The organism is Psychrobacter sp. FME13 (assembly GCF_014861395.1).
Taxonomy (GTDB): domain Bacteria; phylum Pseudomonadota; class Gammaproteobacteria; order Pseudomonadales; family Moraxellaceae; genus Psychrobacter.
The window spans coordinates 1-5,718 of sequence record NZ_RRYV01000178.1; the positions used below are offsets into that span (position 1 = coordinate 1).

Below are 5,718 nucleotides of genomic sequence, written 5' to 3' on the forward strand. Positions count from 1 at the left end.
CGGCTTGATCAGAGAGTATCTGCCTAAAGGCTGTGACTTTAGACAAGTCTCTGATGATGAGATGCAGGACATTGAGAACAAATTAAACAACAGACCAAGAAAACGATTAGGGTTTAAGACGCCTATGCAGGCGTTCTATAATATTAATTAGCGTTGCACTTGGTGTGTTAATCTAAGTTTTTAATTAAGGACTACGATGAACGATGACATGATTACTAAGAGTCAGTTAGCTGCTTACAAACCCACGACGGCTTATGTTGGGACTTCTTGGGCAGTAATGCTAGTTGGTGTGCTGGCGTATATATTTGGATTATGGAACGCACAGGGCATGTTATTAAACGAAAAAGGTTACTATATTGCAGTACTTGCTCTTGGCCTTTATTCAGCCATTAGTTTACAAAAAACGCTTCGTGATCGTAGTGAAGGCATTCCAACGACAAACATGTACTATTTAATCAGTTGGGCGGCTTTAGGGTTGTCTATTGCTCTGATTGTGATGGGGCTGATGAATGCTGGAAGCTTGAGTTTTAGCGAAAAAGGCTTTTATATGATGGCTTTTGCTATGAGTTTATTTGCTGCCGTGACTGTCCAAAAGAACACTCGTGATATTACCCAAATGCGAACATTAGCCGCGCCTCAAGCCACTATAAAAAATGACAATAGTGCTAAGATTTCCCATCAAAACTCACCTGAGTCTGATTCTGGAAAATCGCTTTTTGGTTCGGTTAAATCTAGAATAGAAGGTAATGATTAGCATTTTTGACTACAAGAAGCACTTAAGTAAGCGGTGCTTGTAAACGCCTACGGTTTGGCGATAGACGCGCGAGCATCGCTGCTGATAACGGTGAAAATGTACCAATCATCATATCCGCTAAAGCCTCAGCACACAGCGGTGCAATGGCATAGCCTTTAGCACCCATTGCATTCACAACCCAAATCCGTCTACTATCATTTAACTGTCCAACGATGGGGTGGTAGTCAGGTGTTTGGGTACGAACCCCTGCACGTCCTTGCCATCCGCTCATATCTGTTGGAATAATAGCCTCCATTTCAGGAATCGCTGTGATCAGTTTATCGCGGCTAATCTGATGCTCATCCATGCGTATCTTTGTGTCTATGTCATTGCGTATAAAGCTCGCTCCCAGTAAAAACTGAGGTTGGCCTGTCTCTACATTATTCAAACCATCGTCACCCACTTGTGCGGTGAAAGGCGTGCAGTAACCACTGTACTTGAGCGGGGTTTTGGGTAGCTTAGCGTACTGTTCAGGAGTTGGTGTAAACCAAGATAGCTGCCCACGAATTTTACGACAATCAAAAATTCGCTTATCCAGCTGATGACTCTCAAAAGCCGCACACACGATCACATTATCAGCAGCGATGGATATCGATTCTTTATGTTGGTTATGTCCTTTAATACCAACCTCATCGTCTGCCTCACTCATTTCATGAACTGTCACCTGTTGAAAGCTAATGAGCGGATGCGTCAGAATGATATCTTTTAATGCTTGTGGATTGACCAATCCTGACTGCGGTAGATAGAGGTTTTCTGATAGATCCTGTTCTATTAATCCAGCCGTTTTCTTTGCTTGTTCATTGCTTAGCGTGGTTGCCATAGGGTTAGGGTAATCAGCGATTTGCGCTGTACCGATATTGGCTTTGATAAGTAAGTCTAGTGCTCCCGTTGGCTCAAGTATGGGCGCGGTTTTCTCTTTGATTGCTTGCTTATTTAGTAGTTGATATAGTTGAGTACTATAGAGATAACCTATGGTATGTAAATGCTCATCGACATGATGAATCGGTGTCATCTTCGGTGCTAGGAGCGCGCGAGGATTGCCTGATGCTCCAGCTAGCGGTGCTGACTTGTCTAATAAAGTCACTTGGATGCCACGATTAGCTAGTGACCACGCTGTCAATAGTCCTGAAACACCAGCGCCAATCACCGCGCTATGAGAAGGTATGTGACAAGTACCATCAGGATGGTTGGTATAGTTACTATGAGGCTCATCTGATTCTATAGCGTCCGTCATGACGGCTGTTAGCATTTGCTTCTTTCGCCCAAACCCTTTTACTTTATTAATCTCAAAGCCATGCTCTTTTAGACCACGTTTTACAATACCGGCACAGCTATAAGTGGCGGCGGTCGTGGTGGGATGAGATAAGCGCTGCACTTGTGCAAAGATGTCTTTTGCCCATAGTGTCTCATTACAAGAAGGTGCGAAGCCGTCTAAAAACCAAGCGTCAACATAAGGTGCAGGAGCGTTCGCCAGTTGCGTTGCTAACTTATTAGCTAACTTACCCAAGCTCTCAGCTGCATCACCAAACCACATATCAACGGTCAAGTTGTCATCATAAAAATTTAAACGATGACAGCCTGCGATAAGGGGTGGATAGGTAGCCAAAAGCTGTGAAATTGGTGCTGCCAACTCAGGCGCGCGCTGTTGCCATAAGGCTAGTATTTGGGTCAGATCTGTCAGTGGTATGGGGAACTTTTCGGTCGTAATAAAATGTAGGCGAGCCGTTGCTAAATGTGGATGCGCCTGACGTAACTGCCGCCATAGTTCCCAAGTTGCCAATAGATTAAGCCCAGTACCAAAACCCAATTCTGCAATCGTAAAGCATTGCTTTGGATTCAGCATTGCCAAACGTTCAGGTAATTTGTTGTGTGTTAAAAACACATGACGGGTCTCTGCCAGCCCATCTGCATGCGAAAAATACACATCTCCAAACTCGCCAGATACGGGTACTGGTTTACCAGTGTCATCTAGCTGCCAATCAATCTTGGCTGGAGTGATGATGTTTAATGAGTTAGCATTTTGAGCTGATGTAGGAGCGTTGCAGGTTTCTTTTGATGCAGATATGGAGTTAGGCATAGACAATCACATAAGATAAAGCAATAAAGAGAGAGGGCGTTACCAGCGATCACGGCGGGTAAATACCAACCATGAGATAAAAATACCGACTAATAAACTGATTAAGACCGTAAATGCACCATACAAAAATAGCTGCCCTTTACTCTCATAAACCAAGACATTTACCTGAGTTTGCAAATCATTTACTTGACGCTGTAGCTGAGCATTACGGCTTAGTAGCTCTTGGTTGGCATCGGATAGCGCCTGTTTAGATGGCTGTAGTTGCGCCGCTAAAGTACCATTTATATTCAATGCTGAAGGATTGTTTTGTTGCGCGTCAATGGTATCTTGACCTATAGCCAATGCTAATGGATCGTTGTCGTCAGTGTTATTTATAGTGGGTATGGCTTGAGCCGATACCGTAGCAAACAACATCAAGACAGCAAGACTGACTTTGTATTGGCGAGTATTTGAACAAGAGACACGCTGATTCACGATGCTGCTACTTTAACATTTGACTGTTCAGTAGGGGTTGGCAGTGCTTGAATAAATGGTTTGATATCTACATGGCTGTAGACACCATCACGTAAGTAAGGTTCATCATTTGCCCACGCCTGTGCCGCCTCAATAGAATCAAAATCAGCGATAATTAAACTGCCTGACATGGCACTTTGTCCGTGCTCGATAGGGTTTGGTCCTGCGATAACGAGTCGCTGCTCGTTGTTCAATACTTTAAGGCGTTCAATATGTTCGGTACGAGTGATTTGACGCTGTGCGCTGCTGTCTGCAACGTCGTGACCAATAATGGCAAATAAGGACATGGGTTTTCCTCAATAAAGTGATGATTAATTTAAGATGTGTTTAATTAGTAAGAATTAGTTCATAGCAACTAATACAGTCGTTGCGGATATCTAAAAACAGCAGACATTATAAAATAATAGCCTAAGTATTACTTAGTAGTTTTGTTGGTCAGTTCTGGATTTAAATAGTTTTTTAATACTGCAAACTGGGCCACAATGAATACCAACATAATCGGAATCCAGCCATAAGATTTAAAGTTAATCCATGCTTCATCTGACATCGTAAAGGCTGTGATATAATGTAAAAAACCCATAAAAGCAAAGAACAATGCCCAAGCAATGGTTAGTTTTTTCCAACCGCTCATTGTGAGTAAAAAAACATCTTTCATAGCGAGTTGCATTAAAGGCTTGTTGATGATGACACTTCCTAATAGCGTGAAAGCAAAGATACCATTGATAATAGGCGACTTCCAACGCAGGTAGATATCATCACGCAAAAGTAAGGTGATGCCACAAAACCCAATGGTTAAAAGTAAGACGATCCATTGCTGCTTATCAAACTTGCCTTTTTGGCGAATGAAATGGATGGCATAAACAATAATAGTGGCGATGAGTAACGCGCCAGCCGCTGCTAAAATGCCGTTATATCGAGCAGCAATAAAAAAAGCAACTAAAGGAATTAGATCTAATAAGGCTTTCATAGCAAAGGGTATGTCCAACAAAAACGTATGGGGTAGTTTACACGTCTACTGCGTCAAAAAAAAGCAGTCAAAATGTTAATCATCTTACATCATCGGTCGGCACGGCAATATCTGATGATGGCGACTTATGAACATCACTAATATCAAATATAACGATTAAGCGATGTTAATATACACCTAGATAAAATATAATAACCGTATATGACTCAGCCTCTTCTCAACCATTACTATTTTTAAAAATGCTAAGGCTTACCTTATGAAATTCGATTTACATTGTCACAGTACGTGCTCTGATGGTACTTATGCACCAACAGAAGTGGTACAGCGTGCCCATGCGGCTGGCGTCAATGTATTGGCACTGACCGATCATGATACGTTAGCAGGAATCGATGAGGCGAGAGTGGCTGCTACTGCCTGTGATATGCAGCTCATCAATGGAGTAGAAATAAGCTGTGAGCATACTCTGAGTGGTGGTTACGGTAAAAACAAATCAACCAATAAAATCATCCATGTGCTTGGACTGGACTTTACTGATCGAGAGAAAATGCATGCAACGTTGCAGCAACTGCAAGACAGCCGTGCTACTCGTGGTCAGAAAATCACCGAAAAGCTCAGCGCGTTGTTAGATATCAATTATGATGAGCTATGGCAAGATGTGCTTAAAAAAGCAGGCGGTAACCCACAAGCAGTTGGACGTGCGCATATTGGTCAAGTATTGTTTGAGCGTGGTGAAGTTAAAACCGTACAAAAGGCCTTTGATAAATATCTGGCAGACAACAAGCCTGCTTATGTCGCTATCAATGCGCTGAGTATGGCTGAGGGTATCGAGTTGATCCATGCGTGTGGCGGGCAGGCAGTACTTGCGCATCCTACACGCTATCAGCTGTCGGCTACTCGTGTGCGTAAACTTATTGAAGAGTTTGCTCAGCTAGGTGGTGATGGCTGTGAGTTACCAGCGACTAGTGAGCCAATTAGTACTCGTAGAATGGTGGATCGCAGTATCGCTGAGCACAATCTTGTTACTTCAATAGGTAGCGATTTTCATGGTAGTAATATGCCGTGGCGACGATTGGGTGATGTTCCAGTCCTAAATCCAGAGCAGCAAGGGGTTTGGCAATCTTTTACAAAGTTTTCTTAAGGCGAAACTGTCTTAAAGCGAAATTACCTTAAAGAAAAACCGTCTTAAAGTGAAATTGTCTTAGGGCGTATTGAACACGTCCTAGGACTACTCAAAAAATACTTACTAAATCCACTGAAAAACCTCTAATTATCGTTTAATCTTTGGTACTACTTATTTTTAGTATTACTTTTTTGGTGGTGTATCAGAAAGTATGCTGAGGAGATAAAAGGAGGGTGACAGCCAAAGCA

General features: G+C 42.6%; 6 protein-coding genes and 1 pseudogene. 3 read left to right on the forward strand and 4 right to left on the reverse strand.

The genetic code is table 11. The features are described from left to right. Together EI164_RS17155 and yiaA are read left to right on the forward strand one after the other, a co-directional pair. Positions 1-151 (forward strand): annotated as a pseudogene (locus EI164_RS17155) (IS30 family transposase); the annotation flags it as partial. A gap of 45 nt (positions 152-196) precedes the next feature. Then, positions 197-754: an inner membrane protein YiaA gene (gene yiaA / locus EI164_RS14185; RefSeq protein WP_192520576.1), complete on the forward strand. Its 558-nt coding sequence runs from the start codon at positions 197-199 to the stop codon at positions 752-754. A gap of 22 nt (positions 755-776) precedes the next feature. On the opposite strand, the gene mnmC is transcribed toward yiaA, so the two are convergent. The 4 genes from mnmC to ispZ form a co-directional block, all read right to left on the reverse strand. Next, positions 777-2,870, reverse strand: coding sequence for an FAD-dependent 5-carboxymethylaminomethyl-2-thiouridine(34) oxidoreductase MnmC (gene mnmC / locus EI164_RS14190; protein ID WP_192520577.1), 2,094 nt, complete (start codon positions 2,868-2,870; stop codon positions 777-779). Positions 2,871-2,909: 39 nt separating this feature from the next. Beyond that, a complete protein-coding gene (locus tag EI164_RS14195; protein WP_192520578.1) occupies positions 2,910-3,344 on the reverse strand; it encodes a hypothetical protein in 435 nt (144 codons plus the stop codon). Next, a complete protein-coding gene (locus EI164_RS14200; protein ID WP_192520579.1) occupies positions 3,341-3,670 on the reverse strand; it encodes a YciI family protein in 330 nt (109 codons plus the stop codon). Before EI164_RS14200 ends, EI164_RS14195 begins: the two co-directional genes overlap by 4 nt. A gap of 128 nt (positions 3,671-3,798) precedes the next feature. Then, positions 3,799-4,350, reverse strand: a complete 552-nt coding sequence (ispZ, locus tag EI164_RS14205) for a septation protein IspZ (protein ID WP_192520580.1) — start codon at positions 4,348-4,350, stop codon at positions 3,799-3,801. Positions 4,351-4,606: 256 nt separating this feature from the next. Here ispZ and EI164_RS14210 point away from each other — a divergent pair, with 256 nt between their 5' ends. After that, entirely contained in the window at positions 4,607-5,488 is an 882-nt protein-coding gene (locus tag EI164_RS14210; RefSeq protein ID WP_192520581.1) for a PHP domain-containing protein, read from the forward strand. Positions 5,489-5,718 lie beyond the last annotated feature (230 nt).